The 14,068-nt window shown below is 38.1% G+C and carries 14 protein-coding genes; 7 read left to right on the top strand and 7 right to left on the bottom strand.

What is annotated here, in order from left to right:
• On the bottom strand, nucleotides 1–1,287 hold the full coding sequence (locus ACJJVW_RS05260; protein WP_405250978.1) for a putative DNA modification/repair radical SAM protein: 1,287 nt from the start codon (nucleotides 1,285–1,287) through the stop codon (nucleotides 1–3).
• Between the two features lie 169 nt (nucleotides 1,288–1,456).
• Here ACJJVW_RS05260 and ACJJVW_RS05255 point away from each other — a divergent pair, with 169 nt between their 5' ends.
• Nucleotides 1,457–2,416, top strand: coding sequence for a carbon-nitrogen hydrolase family protein (locus ACJJVW_RS05255; protein WP_405250976.1), 960 nt, complete (start codon nucleotides 1,457–1,459; stop codon nucleotides 2,414–2,416).
• A 61-nt stretch (nucleotides 2,417–2,477) separates the two neighbouring features.
• On the opposite strand, the gene ACJJVW_RS05250 is transcribed toward ACJJVW_RS05255, so the two are convergent.
• Nucleotides 2,478–3,101 carry an ExbD/TolR family protein gene (locus ACJJVW_RS05250; RefSeq protein WP_405250975.1) on the bottom strand — a complete coding sequence of 208 codons (624 nt, stop codon included), beginning with the start codon at nucleotides 3,099–3,101 and terminating at the stop codon, nucleotides 2,478–2,480.
• 321 nt (nucleotides 3,102–3,422) lie between these two features.
• Between ACJJVW_RS05250 and ACJJVW_RS05245 the strand changes: the two genes are divergently transcribed.
• The 4 genes from ACJJVW_RS05245 to ACJJVW_RS05230 are packed head-to-tail and all read left to right on the top strand — an operon-like array spanning nucleotide 3,423 to nucleotide 7,280.
• Complete coding sequence (locus ACJJVW_RS05245; protein ID WP_405250974.1) at nucleotides 3,423–4,313, top strand: pseudouridine synthase; 891 nt, start codon at nucleotides 3,423–3,425, stop codon at nucleotides 4,311–4,313.
• Nucleotides 4,314–4,319: 6 nt separating this feature from the next.
• Complete coding sequence (locus ACJJVW_RS05240; RefSeq protein WP_405250973.1) at nucleotides 4,320–5,039, top strand: glycosyltransferase family 2 protein; 720 nt, start codon at nucleotides 4,320–4,322, stop codon at nucleotides 5,037–5,039.
• Entirely contained in the window at nucleotides 5,032–5,652 is a 621-nt protein-coding gene (locus tag ACJJVW_RS05235) for a lipid-A-disaccharide synthase N-terminal domain-containing protein (protein WP_298329438.1), read from the top strand. The genes ACJJVW_RS05240 and ACJJVW_RS05235 overlap by 8 nt, the downstream gene beginning before the upstream one ends.
• The gene (locus ACJJVW_RS05230) at nucleotides 5,649–7,280 is read left to right on the top strand and encodes an ArnT family glycosyltransferase (protein WP_405250972.1); all 1,632 of its coding nucleotides are present in this window, start codon (nucleotides 5,649–5,651) and stop codon (nucleotides 7,278–7,280) included. The genes ACJJVW_RS05235 and ACJJVW_RS05230 overlap by 4 nt, the downstream gene beginning before the upstream one ends.
• A 1-nt stretch (nucleotide 7,281) precedes the next feature.
• Here the strand turns inward: ACJJVW_RS05230 and ACJJVW_RS05225 are convergent, their stop codons facing one another.
• Genes ACJJVW_RS05225 through ACJJVW_RS05210 form a run of 4 tightly spaced genes read right to left on the bottom strand, consistent with a single transcriptional unit; the run spans nucleotide 7,282 to nucleotide 11,399 of the window.
• Complete coding sequence (locus ACJJVW_RS05225) at nucleotides 7,282–8,718, bottom strand: mannosyltransferase (protein ID WP_405250971.1); 1,437 nt, start codon at nucleotides 8,716–8,718, stop codon at nucleotides 7,282–7,284.
• Nucleotides 8,715–10,205 (bottom strand): cellulose synthase family protein, encoded by a 1,491-nt coding sequence (locus ACJJVW_RS05220; protein WP_405222377.1) that lies wholly within the window; start codon nucleotides 10,203–10,205, stop codon nucleotides 8,715–8,717. Before ACJJVW_RS05220 ends, ACJJVW_RS05225 begins: the two co-directional genes overlap by 4 nt.
• Nucleotides 10,202–10,912, bottom strand: a complete 711-nt coding sequence (locus ACJJVW_RS05215) for a glycosyltransferase family 2 protein (RefSeq protein ID WP_405222380.1) — start codon at nucleotides 10,910–10,912, stop codon at nucleotides 10,202–10,204. The genes ACJJVW_RS05220 and ACJJVW_RS05215 overlap by 4 nt, the downstream gene beginning before the upstream one ends.
• Nucleotides 10,913–10,916: 4 nt before the next feature.
• On the bottom strand, nucleotides 10,917–11,399 hold the full coding sequence (locus ACJJVW_RS05210) for a toxin-antitoxin system YwqK family antitoxin (RefSeq protein WP_405250970.1): 483 nt from the start codon (nucleotides 11,397–11,399) through the stop codon (nucleotides 10,917–10,919).
• 67 nt (nucleotides 11,400–11,466) lie between these two features.
• Here ACJJVW_RS05210 and ACJJVW_RS05205 point away from each other — a divergent pair, with 67 nt between their 5' ends.
• Nucleotides 11,467–12,579 (top strand): NAD(P)/FAD-dependent oxidoreductase, encoded by a 1,113-nt coding sequence (locus ACJJVW_RS05205; protein ID WP_405250969.1) that lies wholly within the window; start codon nucleotides 11,467–11,469, stop codon nucleotides 12,577–12,579.
• Between the two features lie 83 nt (nucleotides 12,580–12,662).
• Nucleotides 12,663–13,121: a hypothetical protein gene (locus ACJJVW_RS05200; protein WP_013751029.1), complete on the top strand. Its 459-nt coding sequence runs from the start codon at nucleotides 12,663–12,665 to the stop codon at nucleotides 13,119–13,121.
• Here ACJJVW_RS05200 and ACJJVW_RS05195 read toward each other — a convergent pair.
• Entirely contained in the window at nucleotides 13,105–14,061 is a 957-nt protein-coding gene (locus ACJJVW_RS05195) for an ABC transporter ATP-binding protein (RefSeq protein ID WP_405250968.1), read from the bottom strand. The two genes, ACJJVW_RS05200 and ACJJVW_RS05195, sit on opposite strands and share 17 nt — an antisense overlap.
• Between the last annotated feature and the right edge of the window lie 7 nt (nucleotides 14,062–14,068).

The raw sequence follows: 14,068 nt of genomic DNA, 5'->3' as shown, positions 1-14,068 counted from the left end.
TTACGACACAGTTACATTTGCGTTAGATTCAAAAAGGTTAAGTTGGCTGCTGTAAGCACCCCTCCATTTACTAGCAGAGGTTCCCATGATTAAACTTTTAAGTTGTGCAGCGGTGCGGTCTTTAGTTTCAAATTGTGAAGAAGCGCAAACGAGAAAATACTGAGCACGATTCATAGAAATGCCTATAGCCTTTAGATGTTCCCAGCCTAGTTTTCTATATCTACGAGCGTTAATAATTTTATCTACAGAGCGCATTCCTACACCAGGAATGCGAGCGAGCAATCTGCGGTCTGCATAATTTACATCTACAGGGAAGTGCTGTAAGTTGCGTAGTGCCCAACTTAATTTTGGGTCGATATCTGTTTCAAGATTAGGGTGTTCTTTGTTAAGTAATTCTTGTATGCTAAATCCATAAAAACGCAATAGCCAGTCTGTTTGATACAACCTATTTTCTCGTAACATGGGCACATCTGTACCTATAGAAGGTAATCGCTCGTCATGACTTATAGGGATGTATCCAGAGTAGTACACCCTTTTCATCTGGAATTCTTTATAAAAGTATGCGCTTGTGTACATGATCTGTGCATCTGTCTCGCCCGTAGCACCTATAATCATTTGGGTGCTTTGTCCGGCAGGTGCATATATAGGAGTACTTTTTATAAGCTTCTTCTCGCTTTTATACTGTATGATCTCATTTTTCACTTTACGCATAGGCTTGATAAAGTCTTCGCGCTTTTTATCTGGAGCAAGTAATTTGAGACCTTGCTCGGTGGGAATTTCTATATTTACAGAAAGTCTATCGGCATAAAGTCCTGCTTCTCTCATTAACTCGTCGCTCGCTCCAGGAATAGATTTGAGATGGATGTAACCATTAAAATTTTCTTCAAGACGTAATTTCTTAGCAACAAGAACAAGACGCTCCATCGTATAGTCGGCATTTTTAAAAATACCGCTACTTAAGAATAGGCCTTCAATATAATTTCTACGGTAAAAGTTGATGGTGAGATCTACTACCTCTTGCACTTTGAAAGCGGCACGTTTTACATCATTACTTTTGCGAGTCACGCAATATGCACAGTCAAAAATGCAATGATTGGTAAGTAAGATTTTCAATAACGATACACATCGTCCATCTTCTGTATAGGTATGGCAAATTCCCATCCCACTAGAATCTCCTAAGCCTTTATTTTTATTTGCACGCTTACTTCCGCTAGAAGAGCAAGACACATCATATTTTGCAGCATCTGCGAGGATGTTGAGCTTTTCTTTAATACGTTCAAAATTCATAGCAATAGGATTTAAAACAAAATTATGGAATAATTCCTAATATATGGATTGTATCTCAAATTTTGTGAATGGCATTGAAAGAAATAAGTATGCTTTCGCGAAAGCGTAACCTCATGAAGCCGACTACTATTTAGTACTTTTAACATCATCACTTTTTTAAACTATACATATGTCACAGCCTAATCGTTTAAAAGTTGCTCTAGCCCAAATAGCTCCCGTCTGGGGGAATAGGGAAGAGACGATTAAAAAAATAAAAATCGCCATTCAAGAAGCCGCCGAAAATGAGGCAGAACTCATTGTCTTTGGAGAAGGGTTATTGCCTGGATACCCTTATTGGTTATCACTCACAGATGGTGCGGCATGGGATACAAAAGTGGTGAAAGAACTACATGCACATTACGCACGAAATGCGGTTGATATAGAGCGTGGCGATCTAGATGAAATATGTACATTATCGAAACATTTCAATATTGCAATATATCTTGGAATAATTGAAAAACCAATGGATAGAGGAGGGGCAAGTTTGTATTGCTCCTTAGTGTATATCAATCAAAATGGAGAAATACAATCTGTGCATCGCAAATTGCAGCCTACCTATGACGAGCGATTAACTTGGGCGCCAGGAGATGGTCACGGTCTAAAAGTGCATCCTCTTAAACAGTTTACAGTAGGTGGTCTTAATTGCTGGGAGAACTGGATGCCATTACCACGTGCTGCTATGTATGCACAAGGTGAAAACTTACATATAGCCGTATGGCCAGGAAGTGATTACAATACGAAAGATATCACACGATTTATTGCCAGAGAATCTCGTAGTTATGTAATCTCTGTATCAAGCAGAATGGCAATTGCTACAGACTTTCCGGAAGATACTCCTCACCTCAATGAAATTTTAAAACGGGCTCCAGAGCGTTCATCAAACGGTGGTTCTTGTATTGCAGGGCCGGATGGCGAATTCATCTTACCTCCAGACATTGAAACAGAAGGTAATATATATCACACCTTAGATTTTAATAGGGTGTATGAGGAACGTCAAAATTTTGATCCTTCTGGGCACTATTCCCGTCCTGATGTAACAAAGCTTACAGTTAACAGAGAACGTCAAAGCACGGTAACCTTTAATGACTAATTGAAAACGGCAGAAATCACTTGAAGATTTCTGCCGCTTTTTTATTGTTTGAATACGTATTTTAAATCCTTAACTCTTTTGAAGTCTCTGCCTCTGAGATAAGCATTGGGAACATAGCTCGCACTTGTTTTAATTGAGCTGTTTTTTTTAATACATCACCTTTGTAAGTGCCATTCTTTACGGCCTTATCTGTAGCTGTAAAGTCAATGCCAAATAAGCGTTGTGCTTCTCTATTTCTTAAAAACTCATAAGCACTTGAAATCTCATTTTGTACCGCGATATACGTATTGTAGTTTGTAAGTCTATCTGGCGAAATAGAGATTACAGCTTTCTGAGGATTATCTGACGAGAGTAGATCTCTACTGCCATTGCAGTAGTCACAATATTCATCTTGATCTGATGGAATGCCGCCGTTATCAAGAAAGTCAATGGTTAATTGTCTTAAAGCTTCAAGCGGGACACGTTCATTTTCTACCAGCAGCATATTATCTGCGTTGACAATGATTTCAAAAAGGTTCTTGTTTTTGATAAGAACCTCGGTCTTGTCTTGAATCGCTGGCGGGAGTTGCCGTGCGATGCCTTTGTCTTTTTCTATAGTTGTGGTAACCAAGAAAAAAATAAGCAAGAGGAAGGCAATGTCTGCCATAGATCCTGCATTTACTTCGGGAGTAGTGCGTCTTCTCATAATGTATAAAGTTTTAAAATGTTGAACAGTTTGTGAGAATCAAGTTCTGTGCCAGTAGGCTGTTTTTTGAAATGGAGAATGTCTAAGCTCTTAGCGAGTGTGTTTTATAGGCAGCTTTAGGATTTTAATTGTCAGTATTTATCCAGACGTTTATATGGTTTTAGATGTAATGAGAGTAGTATGTTGGGCTTGTTTTACTTCATAAAAGCTTCTTTGTGATGAGGTCAAATTTTCGCGAAAGCGAGCAACTTATTATTATGCTCACTAGGTAGTAAAAGAGTACGGAGTAAATCTTACCTTTGCAGCTTAAACAATAATGTAATGAGCAGAGGAGCAGATAATAGAGGAAAAGGAAAACCATCTGGGCGTAGTGGCGCTGGCGGAAAGCAAAAGAGTGGTTCTAGAGGGACACAACCCGTGCGTAAACAAGCGAATAAACCAGCAGGAAAACCTAAGGATATAGCCTTTGATGCACCAAAAAGACAAGCGCCTAGAAAGAAGGATGACGGAACGATGCGCCTTAATAAATATATAGCAAACTCAGGTATTTGTTCTCGTCGTGAGGCAGATATGTATATCTCTATAGGTCAAGTTACCGTAAATGGTAAGGTGGTTAATGAGATGGGTTATCAAGTAAAACTAGAGGATGATGTTCGTTTTGATGGACGTCGTATCAATCCTGAGGCAAAAGCTTATGTGTTGCTTAACAAGCCTAAAGGCTTTGCAACTACAACAAGTAATGATAAAGGAAATACAGTTATGGATCTTGTTGCAGGATCCACTAAATCTCGTATACAACCTATAGGTAGATTAGGTCGTAATGCGATGGGATTATTACTTTTTACTAATGATGATGAACTTGTACAAAAATTTACAAATTCCAAAAAAGGAGTAGATAAGTTATATCATGTGGAACTTTCTAACAACTTGAAAGGTGCAGATATTGAGCGAATCAATGAAGGTCTTAAAATTGATGGTAAAACCATAACTGTAGATGAGATAAGCTATGTAGATGGAGCGCCAAAAAAGGAAGTAGGTCTTCGTATTAGAAATACTGGGAATAGTGTTATACGCACTATTTTTGAACACCTTAACTACGAGGTGGTTCGTGTAGACTGTGTTACTATTGCTGGACTTACAAAGAAAGATTTACCTAGAGGTCACTGGAGACACTTAACTAAACAAGAGGTTGTAAATCTTAAAAACGGATAAGTTTTTATGGAGTATCGTCTTACCATCGTAGTCCCAGTTTATAATGAAGAAGAGAACCTCGCAAGGGTAGAGTCTGAATTTGTAGCTTATTTTCAAACTGCTACAGCAAAGAGTAAGGTGCTGTTTGTAAACGATGGTTCTAAGGATACCAGTCTTGATATCATCAAGGAGATTTGCGCTAGAAATACTGACTTTGAGTATATCGCATTTACAGAAAATTGCGGACTAAGTGCCGCAATTAAAGCCGGATTTGATCACGCAGATACAGAACTCGTAGGTTATATAGATAGTGACTTACAGACGTCTCCAGAAGATTTTAATGTGCTTATTAAAGAAATAGGACCTTATGATCTTGTGACTGGCGTACGTGCAGATCGTAAGGATAAGTTTGTAAAAAACATGTCTTCTAAGATCGCAAATGGGATACGCCGTTCTTTTACACATGATGGGATGGATGACACTGGTTGTCCGCTTAAAATTATAAAAACTGAGTATGCACAGCGCATACCTATGTTTAAAGGATTGCACCGCTTTTTACCAGCAATGATTTTATTGCAACATGGTAAAGTAAAACAAGTTCCTGTGCGACACTTCCCGCGTATTGCTGGGGAGGCAAAATTTGGTGTTTGGAACAGATTATTAGGTCCACTTATGGATTGCTTTGCTTACCTCTGGATGAAGAAGAAGTACATCAATTATAAAGTAGGTAGTACAAGCCGTGGATAGTCTGTCGCTACTTGCCGTACTTGCGCAGCTTCTCTTTGGAGGGCGTATGCTATCGCAGTGGTTGCTTTCAGAAAAGAGAAAAAAAGTAGTTACGCCACTCACTTTCTGGTGGCTTAGTCTTTCTGGATCTTTTGTACTATTTATTTATGGTTACTTCCGCACAGACTTCCCGCTTATGCTGGGTCAGGTGCTGGGATATATCATTTACATAAGGAATTTACAAATCCAAAAGCAGTGGAAATTGTTACCCAAATGGTCTCAGTTTTTAATCATTGCCATTCCTATCGGGATTATTGCATACGGGTGGAATAATGGAAAATTTGACCTCGCAGCATTGTTCTCAAAAGAGGAGATGAGCACCTGGTTACTTACTCTTGGAATCGTAGCACAAGTGTTATTTACACTTCGTTTTGTGTACCAGTGGTTTCATGCAGAAAAGAATAAAGAAGCAACACTACCTCTTGGGTTCTGGTTGTTTTCTTTTACGGGAGGACTTCTCTCGTTGCTGTATTTCTTATACCGTGTAGATTATGTAATGGTGCTCTCTTATGGGCTAGGAACCTTTATCTACGCACGCAATATTTATCTTTATTATAAATCTCAAAAGGCTTGATTACACTCATAGAAAAGCGGCCTGTTCTCACAATCATTATCGTGGTTGGAGTTTTATTATTGCCTTTTCTTGATGTGCTAGAAGTGACGATCATGGAAGCTCGCAACTTTGTGACAGCCCGAGAAATGCTTACTGATGGTAACTGGATACTCACCACTATGAATGGTGAACCTCGCTATGAAAAGCCTCCTTTGCCAACATGGTTAACGGCAATTTCGGCTGGAATTGTTGGTGTGAACAGTGTGTGGGGAATGCGTTTTCCAGCAGTACTAATGGTGATGTTGTTGGGGAGTATGATATATACGCTTTCGCGAAAGCTGACTCTTACTAAGCGCAATAGTCTTATTAATGCACTCGTAAGTATAACGTCATTATATGTTATCCTTATAGTTTTTGAAGCGCCATGGGATATATATGCACATGCATTTATGCTCACGGCAATCTACTGTATTTTCAAAGGATTGAGTCAAGATAAATTACAAGGAAATGTAACTACCTGGCTTTTCGCTGCGATATGTATAGGAGGGTCTGTGTTGAGTAAAGGTCCTGTTTCTTTATACGTATTGTTCTTGCCATTTCTGATTGCTTATCTCGTAGTCTATAGAAGAGAAACAGAACGGAGAAAGTGGTTGCCAGTAGTGCTCGTTTTGCTAGGAGGATTATTCTTAGGGTTTAGTTGGTACGGTTATGTACGTGCTATAGATCCAGAAACCTTTGCAGCGATAGCATCGAAAGAAACCGGAAACTGGACGAGTTATAATGTAAGGCCTTTTTATTACTACTGGAGCTTCTTTGTACAAAGCGGATTATGGACAATTCCAGCCTTCATAAGTCTATTGTATCCTTATCTGAAGACTAGGGTTGCTAATAGAAAAGCATATCGTTTTACATTTTTGTGGACTGTGATTGCTGTCATTTTACTATCAATTATTCCTGAGAAAAAGTCTCGATACCTCATGCCTGTGCTTATACCACTAGCCATGAATGTTGGGTTTTATGTGACTTATCTCGTAAAACGTTTCAGCGAATTAATAGATAGAAAAGAGATTGTTCCCGTGTATTTCAATGTAGGTTTACTGCTTTTGATATTTATAGCTGCGCCTCTAGCATTAATGTATTTAGTAATAACGAACTTAATAACTGTAGATGTTATTGCTGTAATCGCTTTTCTAGTAGTCTTTATAGTTGCAATTTATATTATGCGTGCTTTGATGCGTAAAGATATATACCATGTTTTTCTGCTTATTGTGTTCGCTGTTATTTGTACGGCCATAGGAAGTCTTTCTGTTCTTAAAAACAACCTGTTTAATGAATATTACAGCGCATTTAACGGTGAGGTACTAAAAAGCAGCATACCACTGTACAGTTTTGAAATGGGCGCACCTGAGGTGTTCTGGGAAGCTGGGAAGAAAATAGTTATGCTTGACTCTGAAGAGCCTGTACTCGTAGATGAAAGATTCTACTTGCTATTATGTTCAGATTGTGAAGCGGTTCTCTCAGAAAAATTCAATAGCTATCGAGCAACGTATGTTCAAGACTTCGATTTTAATTATAATGCCAGAATAAGTAAGGCTTATAAAGATAGGAAGGCTGGAAAAGTGTATGAAATGATTATGGTGGGGAAATAGTTCAACTCTCAATGGCGGTCTTTGTCATGATAGTAAGCTCAGAAGGTCTATAAATTTCCCAGATAAAAAATACAATTACCACAACATACTCTATAGCCACTAGCCATAAGTTTTCATTAAAACCATTTGCACCGTATGCGGCATAGCTAAGCATCACAGTAGCACTCCATACTAGTGGAAAGCGATAGCGTGTAAATACACACAAAAGTAAAGGCGTAGCCACATACCAAGGGTGAACGGTGGTAGACATTAAAAAGTAAAAGGAAATCCCAATGAGTATGGCTGTAATTGTTGCTTGTAATGATCTGTTATTTCTAAAAAAGGCTATAACTATCAGAAAACCTAACACAATCTTAGGGAGTAAAGGACCTACGTCTCCTATGATGTTCCAGCCTATCGTTTGATAACCTATGTATCTAATGATATAGTAGATGCTAGCATTAAATTCAAATTTCTTAAACCATAGCGCAATGGATGCTCCAAAGTTTTCGGCAAACTCATTTGTAAGAAATGGTAAGAAGGTCAATATGACTACTCCAATCACGATCAAATAGAAATAAACGAGACGAGGTAGGTTTTTTGTTATTTCGCGAAAGCGGACTTTCCAAGGATAAGAGCTTCTAAAGTGGGTTGTTTTTCTATCACCACGAGTTAAGAAGTATTGCATGAAAAGAGGCATAAAGAGTAGCGGTAATAACTTAGTAGATATAGATAATGCTATCATCACAGCACTTAATATCCACTTACCTTGGGCCAGTAAATACAAAGATAAGACGACAAAAAATAACATTACAGACTCAAAATGCAGATTGCCAGTCATTTCAATAATGATAAAGGGATTGAGCCCATACCAGAAGATATTATGGATGGGTAATCCTAGTTTTTGCAATAATTTTTTGCCGTAAATGATAATCCCAACATCTGCTAGAATAATAGTAATTCTAAAAACGATAGCTGCGCCAATGATGCTATTGTCAGAGAATAATCCTGCAATTGCAAATATAAGTTGGTTTACGGGTGGGTAATTTGTAAAGTGGCTTCCGTTGAGTGCTCCCATTCCTTCATAGAGCTGTCTTGCTTGCGCTACAATCTGGAGATTACCTGCTTCTATATAGCTTTGTGGAGTTGTTAAATATGGATTGAGACCTTGTGTAAACATGCGTCCGTCCCATATAAAGCGATAAAAGTCTTGAGAGAGATTTGGGATTACAGGTATAAATATGAGTCTTAATGCTACTGCAAAAACGAGTAGCAAAGAGAAGTCATTTTTACCTTTGCTTACTATGAAGTAAAAGCAAGCAAAAAGTATGCTGTACAGACTTAGTAGGAGTGCGGTGTTAGCTCTTTCTAGTTGAAAAGCAAAGAGGTAGTAGGTAACTAAGGAAACAATCGCTAGTGCGATAGGAGTTTTTTGATATTTCCAAAGACGTTCTATCACGCTTTACTCGTAAGTGATTTAAAAAACACAAAACCAAATCCCATGAATAACATAAAGTGAAAAGGGAACAATCCAAAGTCACCACCTTGATCTCCTACCACAGATGCATAGTACATCCCAAAACCAAAGTACAGCATCAAAAGTCCTTCAAAAATTACATTGATTGATATGTTCTTTTTGAGGTATTTATTGCCTTTCCAAGAGTCTTTGAGTTCGCTTATATTAAACTTAGGCGTACGTATAAAATCACTTCGTTTACCTAGGTGACCTTCTATTACTGCAATAGAATTATGAAGAGAGAATCCCATGGCAATACTAAAGAACACAAAGAACATCCCCGTGTATTTTAAAAATTGTTTGAAACCTCCACCATATATACTTTTAAACATAAACCAGTAGCAGATAAAGAAAATCACACTGCTTATCACAAAGAAAGACATCACATAAAAATATGGCTTTAAATGTGCGTATTCGTTCTTGATGTGTAACATAGGTATGCTCAATATTGCTACAATAAGAACATTTAAAAACATGGTACTATTTAAAAGGTGTAGTAAGCCATGCATTTTTGTTTTTGGAGAAATAGTCTTGCTAGTTAAAACCTTTCTAGACATTTTCTGGAAGTTCTCTGCCCCTCCCTTATTCCATCTAAATTGTTGAGAGCGTGCAGCACTTATTACTACTGGAAGCTCTGCAGGGGTTTCTACATCCTCTAGGTATTTAAATTTCCAGTTTTTGAGTTGGGCACGGTAGCTTAGGTCAAGATCTTCTGTAAGGGTATCACCTTCCCAGTTTCCAGCATCTTCTATGCACTGCTTGCGCCATAAGCCAGCAGTTCCATTAAAGTTTATAAAATGTCCTTTACTATTTCTACCTACTTGTTCTAGTGTAAAATGTGCATCAAGTGCAAAAGCCTGCACTTTCGTAAGCAAAGAATAATCTCTATTTATATGTCCCCAGCGAGTTTGTACAACGCCTATATTGCGATCCTTAAAATAAGGAACGGTGCGCTGTAGCCAGTTAGGTTCTGGAAGGAAATCTGCATCAAATATGGCGATAAATTCGCCTTTTGCAACTTTAAGTCCTTCCTTTAAAGCACCGGCTTTAAAACCTGAACGGTCTGTACGAGTAACATGTTTTATGTCTAGTCCTTTATCGCTAAGGCGTTTTATGTGATTTCTTGTAGTTTCAAAAGACTCATCTGTACTATCATCTAGCACTTGGATTTCAAGCTTATTTGCAGGGTAGTCTAAGAGCGCAATATTATCTAGTAGACGTTCCATTACATACAGTTCATTATATACTGGAAGCTGTATCGTTACAAATGGAATTTGTGCTGGATCTTTAAAATTAAATAAGACAGCGTCATCTTTCTTGCGCTGTGCGCGCAAGTAATTAAAAAGTAAGTTGAGCTGGGATAAGCTATACGCAAATATGATAATAAGCGAAATCGTGTAAATAACAATAATAACGGTTTCTAATATCATTTCTTAAAACTGTATTTGAAAATCCATCCTAGTATTTTAACTCCTGCCATTACTGCACCTTTTACTGTACCAGAGACTTTAGAAACACCTATGCGATTGCGATAAGTTACCGGGACTTCTATATAATTCATTTTTTTCTTTAAAACCTTGAGTTGCATTTCAACCGTCCAACCGTAGGTTTTGTCTTCCATCTGTAAGGCGAGTAAGCTATCATATTTCATAGCTCTAAAAGGACCTAGATCTGTAAAATTTGCTCCAAAGAATAGCGTCATTAATGAAGTAGCAAGCCAATTTCCAAAAATCTGAGGAGTGGTCATTGATCCGCTTTCGCGAAAGCGTTTGTCTCTAGCACCTATAACCATGTCGTAATCTCCATTGATAATAGGAGTGACTATCTTAGTAAGCTCTTCTGGATAATCACTATAATCACCATCCAAAAAGACGACGATGTCTGGGCGTTGTGCAACATCATCTACACCCACGGTTGCTATATATTCCATACCCTTGAGGCAGGCATATCCGTAACCTTTGCGTTCTTCTCTTAGTACTGTAGCGCCATTTTCTCTCGCGACTTGTTCTGTATTATCTGTAGAGGCATTGCTTACTACAATAACTTCACTCACAGCAGTAGGAATGTCTCGTAGCACATGACCTATGGAGTCTTGCTCGTTGTAAGCTGGTATTATTACTTTAATAAGGGGAGTCATAACGCTAGTAGAGTGATACATCAGGATTATCGCGGCGGAAATCACGTATGCTTGTCCACGCGCCTTTTAATTGATTCTTCTCGTATTTTTCTACCTTAAAAAGTTTTTTGTTTTTATATACGAGACAGTAACCATGTAAATGATTGTCAACGTACTGGCTTTTTCTAGTTTCTTGGCGCGCAAGGTCGTAAAAAATCCACCAATTTTGGGCAATTCCGTCCTCATAATGCCCTTCCTTAGTCAGTTTTCCTTGATTATCGTAATAATGCCAGTACTTTGATTTCTTATTAGTTTGATAATGTCCCTCGGCGGCGATGGTTCCATTCTCGTGATAAAATTTCCAGTATTTTACCTTTTGCTCTCCCATTATCCATCCTTCTGCTTGAATGGTGCCATCATCATGATATAGCTTGCTATACATTCTCGGCTCTGGGAGTGAAAATGCTATAAAAGCTAGTAAGATCGTAGTAATTGCCTGCGCTGTCATACGAGTGTTAGACGAGAGAAATTTGAGGCACTAACATAGAACACGTATTTTTAATGAAAAATATCTAATGAATCTAAGTTTCTGGGAGCGAGAATCGTGGTTTAATAATGTAGATTACACCATTGTAGGCAGCGGTATTGTGGGTTTAATGTGTGCAATACGCTTACGCGAAAAAGATGCCAACTCAAAAATAGTTATTCTAGAAAAAGGTTTACTTCCTAATGGGGCGAGTACAAAAAATGCTGGTTTTGCATGCTTTGGAAGTATTTCAGAATTACTAGAAGATCTCAAAACACACTCAGAAGAAGAGGTGATCTCTCTAGTTAAACAACGTGTGGAAGGTTTACAACTGTTGAGAAGTATGCTTGGAGATGAACAAATAGACTATCAAGAGCATGGAGGTTATGAGCTTTTCACTTCAAATGATACCGTGCTGTATGAGGAATGTGTACAGAATCTAGCTCACATAAATAAGTTGCTATTTCCTATTCTTAATAAAGAAGTGTACACGCTGCAGGATGATGCATTTGGTTTTGATGGTATAGAAAATAAGGTGATTTTTAATAATTGCGAAGGCCAGATAGATACGGGAATGATGATGAGTGCACTTCTCAAACTCGCACATGCTAAAGAAATTATTATCTTAAATGGCATGACTGTAAACTCTTATAAAGAAGAAGCCGAGAGCGTGGCAGTTATAACTGCTCACAATACATTCTCTACAAAAAAGCTCTTTATTGCTACAAATGGTTTTGCAAGCACGCTAGGACTTAGCGAAGTAAAACCAGCGAGAGCACAGGTGTTAATCACACATCCTATTCCAGAACTCAAAGTGAAAGGCACTTTTCATCTCGATAAAGGATACTATTACTTTAGAAATATAAATAACAGAATTCTCTTAGGTGGAGGGAGAAATCTAGATATACAAGGAGAGGAAACGATGGTGATGTCTCAAACAGCACTTATTCAAAATGAATTAGAACGACTGCTGGCTGAGGTGATTTTACCTAATACGCCTCATACTATAGATTACAGATGGAGTGGTATCATGGGTGTGGGTATTCAAAAAAAGCCCATCGTTAAGAAAATATCTAAGCATACTTATTGCGGAGTACGTCTAGGAGGAATGGGAGTTGCTATAGGAAGTACCATAGGTAAGAATCTCGCAGATTTAATTTAGAATTTTATAACTAGCAATTGTAACCTTTTATGTGTTTACACGTATAATAAGTTTATTGTCACATAACCATAGGCAGGTAATTTATGAATCATCAAGAAATAAAATTAGAACTCTTTACAAAGTGCACGCAGTGGATTGTAAACCGTCGCAATAAGGTGGAAACCGTGATTGCAGATATTATGGAATCTCTAGAAGATGAGACTAAGAGTTCAGCAGGAGATAAGCATGAGACAGGACGAGCAATGCTACAGATAGATCGTGAGCAAGCTGGTGAGCAACTTAAAGAAATAGGCAAGATAGAAGATGCCTTATCTAAAGTTGATATAAAGGTAAAGAGTGATTACGTGCGTCTAGGTAGTGTAGTTCATACCTCTACAAATCGTTTCTTTATCTCAGTTTCGGCGGGAGAAATAAAAATAGAAGGAAGACCTTATTATGCGATAGCCCTTGCATCGCCTATGGGGCAGTTATTACTGAGTAAGAAAAAAGGTGATGTAGTACGCTTTCGCGAAAGCGATATTACCATTACTTCGGTGTATTAATTCTTAAGCCTAGTGTGACATCTGTATGCGTGGGATATGAAACTGATGCATTAAAAAGAACTGTTTTATCTCCTACCATAGCGGTTACCAAATAGTGTGAACCCATAAAATAGCAATCTGTAACGGTTGCTATTTTTCCATCTTGTACTGTAGTAATCTCGTGAGGATGTAATAAGAGGGTAGCATCACCTTGATAATCTTTGAAAAACCAAGTTTTAGGTAGTTCATTAATATCTCCAAAAAGCGAACCAACATAATAGTTGAGCGAGTTTTTATATAGTTTTAATGTTTCCTCATGGGCGATTACTTTTCCGCTTTTCAACACTACTGTTTTATCCATAAATGCAAGTACATCTGTACTATCATGCGTGGCAACAAGGCAGGTGATTTGTTGTTTCTTCAAGTAGCTAAACAACCTACGACGTAATTTGTTTTTTCTAAAGTTGTCTATATGTGAGAATGGCTCGTCTAGCAGCAGTAATTCTGGTTCCTTAGCTAGTGTTTGTGCGAGTGCAACTCGTTGTTTTTGACCGCCAGAGAGTGTTTTTACGTGTGCATTTGCATACGCCGTCATTTCTACCACTTCCATGAGCTCATCTGTACGCGCCTTACTCGCTTCAGGCTCTAGTCGGCTTAAATATTTATTAATATTTTCTGCTACCGAGGTGAAAGGCATGAGGTCAAAATCCTGAGAAAGATATTTAATAAAAGGCATTCCTGGTATGAGATGATCCTCTGGGCCCGTGATTTTTTCTTCATTCCACGTGATAAATCCTTCATCTAGGTCATAAAGTCCATAAATCATTTTGAGTAAGGTAGTCTTACCACAACCACTTTCTCCTATGAGCGCGATATGATCACCTTGGCTGATAGACAAGTTGATAGGACCTATTGTAAAGCGGTTAGAAATATGAAATAGTACATCTTTTAATTTAAGCATAGTGTTT

The sequence above is a fragment of the Dokdonia sp. Asnod3-C12 genome, assembly GCF_045063975.1.
In the GTDB taxonomy this organism is placed as follows: Bacteria; Bacteroidota; Bacteroidia; order Flavobacteriales; family Flavobacteriaceae; genus Dokdonia.
The sequence above is the reverse complement of the archived record's forward strand: the minus strand, read 5'-3'. Positions and strand labels throughout refer to the sequence as shown.

Coding starts and splice junctions, on each gene's coding strand:
- ACJJVW_RS05260 (WP_405250978.1), bottom strand. CDS start 1,287: ATGAATTTTGAACGTATTAAAGAAAAGCTCAACATCCTCGCAGATGCT.
- ACJJVW_RS05255 (WP_405250976.1), top strand. CDS start 1,457: ATGTCACAGCCTAATCGTTTAAAAGTTGCTCTAGCCCAAATAGCTCCC.
- ACJJVW_RS05250 (WP_405250975.1), bottom strand. CDS start 3,101: ATGAGAAGACGCACTACTCCCGAAGTAAATGCAGGATCTATGGCAGAC.
- ACJJVW_RS05245 (WP_405250974.1), top strand. CDS start 3,423: ATGAGCAGAGGAGCAGATAATAGAGGAAAAGGAAAACCATCTGGGCGT.
- ACJJVW_RS05240 (WP_405250973.1), top strand. CDS start 4,320: ATGGAGTATCGTCTTACCATCGTAGTCCCAGTTTATAATGAAGAAGAG.
- ACJJVW_RS05220 (WP_405222377.1), bottom strand. CDS start 10,205: ATGATATTAGAAACCGTTATTATTGTTATTTACACGATTTCGCTTATT.
- ACJJVW_RS05215 (WP_405222380.1), bottom strand. CDS start 10,912: ATGACTCCCCTTATTAAAGTAATAATACCAGCTTACAACGAGCAAGAC.
- ACJJVW_RS05210 (WP_405250970.1), bottom strand. CDS start 11,399: ATGACAGCGCAGGCAATTACTACGATCTTACTAGCTTTTATAGCATTT.
- ACJJVW_RS05205 (WP_405250969.1), top strand. CDS start 11,467: ATGAATCTAAGTTTCTGGGAGCGAGAATCGTGGTTTAATAATGTAGAT.
- ACJJVW_RS05200 (WP_013751029.1), top strand. CDS start 12,663: ATGAATCATCAAGAAATAAAATTAGAACTCTTTACAAAGTGCACGCAG.
- ACJJVW_RS05195 (WP_405250968.1), bottom strand. CDS start 14,061: ATGCTTAAATTAAAAGATGTACTATTTCATATTTCTAACCGCTTTACA.